The organism is Pseudomonas sp. GM24 (assembly GCF_000282235.1).
Lineage (GTDB): Bacteria > Pseudomonadota > Gammaproteobacteria > Pseudomonadales > Pseudomonadaceae > Aquipseudomonas.
In genome coordinates this window covers 1-3,342 of the sequence record NZ_AKJR01000209.1, presented here as the reverse complement: position 1 = coordinate 3,342, position 3,342 = coordinate 1, and the positions used below count along the sequence as shown (strand labels likewise).

3 protein-coding genes are annotated in these 3,342 nt (G+C 59.1%); all 3 read right to left on the bottom strand.

Annotation, left to right across the window (positions count from 1 at the left end):
- Nucleotides 1–23: 23 nt before the first annotated feature.
- From PMI23_RS22850 to rloA, 3 genes are read right to left on the bottom strand one after another with little or no spacing between them, the layout of a single operon-like run.
- Nucleotides 24–1,010 carry an alpha-L-glutamate ligase-like protein gene (locus PMI23_RS22850; RefSeq protein WP_007916439.1) on the bottom strand — a complete coding sequence of 329 codons (987 nt, stop codon included), beginning with the start codon at nucleotides 1,008–1,010 and terminating at the stop codon, nucleotides 24–26.
- Entirely contained in the window at nucleotides 1,010–2,545 is a 1,536-nt protein-coding gene (gene rloB, locus PMI23_RS22845) for an osmotic stress tolerance membrane protein RloB (RefSeq protein ID WP_007916437.1), read from the bottom strand. The genes PMI23_RS22850 and rloB overlap by 1 nt, the downstream gene beginning before the upstream one ends.
- Before the next feature lie 5 nt (nucleotides 2,546–2,550).
- Nucleotides 2,551–3,087: a retropepsin-like aspartic peptidase RloA gene (rloA, locus tag PMI23_RS22840; protein ID WP_007916436.1), complete on the bottom strand. Its 537-nt coding sequence runs from the start codon at nucleotides 3,085–3,087 to the stop codon at nucleotides 2,551–2,553.
- Nucleotides 3,088–3,342 lie beyond the last annotated feature (255 nt).

Sequence of the window (3,342 nt, the reverse complement as noted above, 5' to 3'; positions counted from 1 at the left end):
TAGGGTGAGGGGCTCTTCAGCTTTTAGCCCTCGACAGCAGGAATATGCCCAAACATTTCCTGGGTAAACGCCACCCGCTCTTCAACCGTCTCCGTCACCCCACGCGCCTTCAGCTCTTCCAGACGCGCTTCAACCGCGTGCGTGCGCAACGTCAGCCCACAGTCATTGGCGATCTGGATATTCAGCCCCGGCCGCGCATTGAGCTCCAGAATCAGCGGACCTTTCTCCTGATCGAGCACCATGTCCACGCCGATATAGCCCAACCCGCACAGCTCATAACAGCCCGCGGCGAGTTTCATGAAACCGTCCCAGTAGGGCAGTTGCACGCCGTCCACCGCGTTGGTGGTGTCGGGGTGTTTGGTGATGATGTTGTTCAGCCAGGTGCCGCGCAGGGTCAAACCGGTCGCCAGATCGACACCCACGCCAATCGCGCCCTGGTGCAGGTTGGCCTTGCCGCCCGACTGCCGGGTCGGCAGGCGCAGCATCGCCATCACCGGATAACCCATCAGCACGATGATGCGGATGTCCGGCACACCTTCGTAGCTGATGCTTTTGAAGATCTGATCCGGGGTCACGCGGTATTCGATCAGCGCCCGGTCACGATGGCCGCCCAGCGAATACAGGCCAGTGAGGATGCTCGAGATGTGATGCTCAAGCTCTTCGTGGGCGAGGATTTTGCCCGATACCGTGCGATAGCGACCTTCGAAACGGTCGGCGATGACAATGATGCCGTCACCGCCAGCGCCTTGGGCCGGTTTGATCACGAAGTCGCTGCGCCCGCCGATGATCTCGCCGAGCTTGTCGATTTCCTTTTCGGTGGAAATCACGCCATACAGCTCTGGCACGTGAATGCCGGCCGCGATGGCGCGCTCCTTGGTGATGATCTTGTCATCGACGATCGGGTACAGGCTGCGCTTGTTGTACTTGAGCACGTAGTCGGCGTTACGCCGATTGATGCCCATGATGCCCCGCGCCTCGAGGGCCTTCCAGGTCTTCCAGAAACCGAACATCAGGCGTCAGCCTTCTTCAGGAAAGCCTTGAAACGCACCAGTTCGGTCAGGCGGTAGCCGCGATAACGACCCATCGCCAGCATGAAGCCAACCAGAATCAGCAGGATCGCCGGGAAGGTGAACACGAAGTACACCAACTCAGGCACGGTCATGATCAGGTGCGCCAGAGACGCGGCGAACAGCGTACCAATCGCGACTTTCATCGCATGGCTGGCACCGCGCTCTTCCCAAGTGATCGACAGGCGTTCGATGGTCATGGTCAGAATCACCATCGGGAACAGCGCCACCGACAGACCGCGTTCCAGCCCGAGCTTATGGCTGAACAGGCTGATCGCCGCGATCAACACCACGACAAAGGTCAGCACCACCGAGAGTCGCGGCAGCATTTGCAGCTTCAGGTGTTCCAGGTACGAACGTAGCGACAGACCCAACGCCGTGATCACGGTAAACAGCAGAATGCCGAAGCCCAGCTGCGTTTCACGAAAGGCGAGGGCGATCAGCACCGGGGTAAACGTGCCGAGGGTCTGCAGGCCGATCAGGTTGCGCAGGATCAGGATCACCAGCACGCCGATCGGGATCATCACCATGATCATGAACGTCTGCTGGGTCTGCAGCGGCAAGCCGTACAGCGAGTATTCGAGGAAGTTGGCGTCGGTGTTTTCGTCGGTCAGCTTGGCCAGACGAATCGCGTTCATCTCGCTGTTATTCAGGCTGAAGGTCACGTTGGCCTTCTTGCCGCCGTCGACGGTGATCAGGTTCTCATCGCCGGTCCACCACAGCAGACGGTCGGTCGGCAGGCCTTGTTCGCCGGTTTCCGGATTGAAGTACAGCCAGTCGTTGCCGTTGAAGCTGCGCAGCCACAGTTCAGGCGTTTGCGGCTGGTCGGCGACGAGGCGGATGGTGTGGACTTTTTCCACCGGCACGTGGGCGATGGACAGCAGCAGTTCAACGATTTTGGCTTTGTGCGGCGTCGACGGATCGCCGGCCAGCAGCAGTTTCACGTTGTCGTCGTTAACGTTGTTGACGCGTTTGATCGCCTCGCCAATAAACGTTTCGACGTCGGCGGAATGCTGGCGGATCGGCGCGAGCAGTGCTTCGGCGGCGATTTTCTCCGGGCCTTCGATGACCATGCTGTCGCGGAAGGTCGGGCCTTTGATCTTGGATTTTTCCGCGGTGTAACGCTTGGTCAGCACCAGACGGTAATAAAGCGTCTGATTCCCTTTGGCCCGGCGCGCCGACCAGGTGACCTTGCGGTTGCCGTCGACGCGGTTCACGGCGACGCCGTAGTTATTGGAGATAAAACTCTCGTTGAGGCTGACGTAATCGCGGCTCAACGGCGGCACGAACATCTGGATCTTCACCGGATCCTTGGTGCTGGCGACGAATTCGACCTTGGCGTCGATGTTCCACAAGTCGTCGGTCGCATCTTCGGTCACCGGGATGCCGAGCACGAAAATCTGATAGGCCGTAACCGAAACGCCCAGGAGCACCAGAATGGTGATCAGGATTTTCAGGTGGAAGGTTAGAGAACGCATGGAAATTACTCGGCGGTATGAGCGGCGATGGTGCAGGCGGGTTTGCCGGCAGCGTATTTAAGACTGGGGTCGACCAGCGCGTCGAAGCGTTTCAGCGCCTCGGAGCCAATCAAAAGCGGGTATTGGAACGCACTTCGGTCGGTCAGGTTCACTTCGATGCTGCGCAGCGCTGATCCCATGCAGATATCCAGCTCGATCACCGGACGGGCGGTGTACTTCTTGCCTTCTTCCGGGTCGTAGTCGCCGGCGCGGCGCTTGATCTTGCTGACCCGCGCCAGCGGCCGTTCGATCGGGTGCGAATGCGCGGCGTCGATGGCCAGGTAGAAGCGCACCCAGGACTCACCGTTGCGTTTAAAGCGTTTGATGTCGCGGGCACTCAGCGAGGCGGTTTTCGCCCCGGTGTCGAGTTTCGCCGCGACTTCCAGATTGATGCCGTCAAGCGAAGCGTATTCGTTGAGGCCGTACACGGTTTTTTCCCCCGCGGCGGCGAGGCCGGGCAGGCAAAACAGGGCAAAGAATGTAGGAAAAGGCTTGAGTCTCATAAATCCTGGTGCGCAGCGTTCCGTTTTCGGTTCAGGTCCTTGGCAAAACTTGCGCAAGGCCCTTCGTGTGCCTATCAGCTTTTTATGACAAGCCGTACAAATGGCCAGCAAATGCGGGCGGCATTCTAGCACGGTGGGTTTATGGCGCCAGCGCCTGCACCGGTCTATAAAAGATCAAAAGATCGCAGCTTTCGGCAGCTCCTACATTGGATTTGCGTGCGCCCTGTAGGAGCTGCCGAAGGCTGCGATCTTTTG

What these genes read in the sequence shown, in the direction of transcription:
- PMI23_RS22850 (WP_007916439.1), bottom strand. Translation starts at nt 1,010, where the DNA reads ATGTTCGGTTTCTGGAAGACCTGGAAGGCCCTCGAGGCGCGGGGCATC.
- rloB (WP_007916437.1), bottom strand. Translation starts at nt 2,545, where the DNA reads ATGCGTTCTCTAACCTTCCACCTGAAAATCCTGATCACCATTCTGGTG.
- rloA (WP_007916436.1), bottom strand. Translation starts at nt 3,087, where the DNA reads ATGAGACTCAAGCCTTTTCCTACATTCTTTGCCCTGTTTTGCCTGCCC.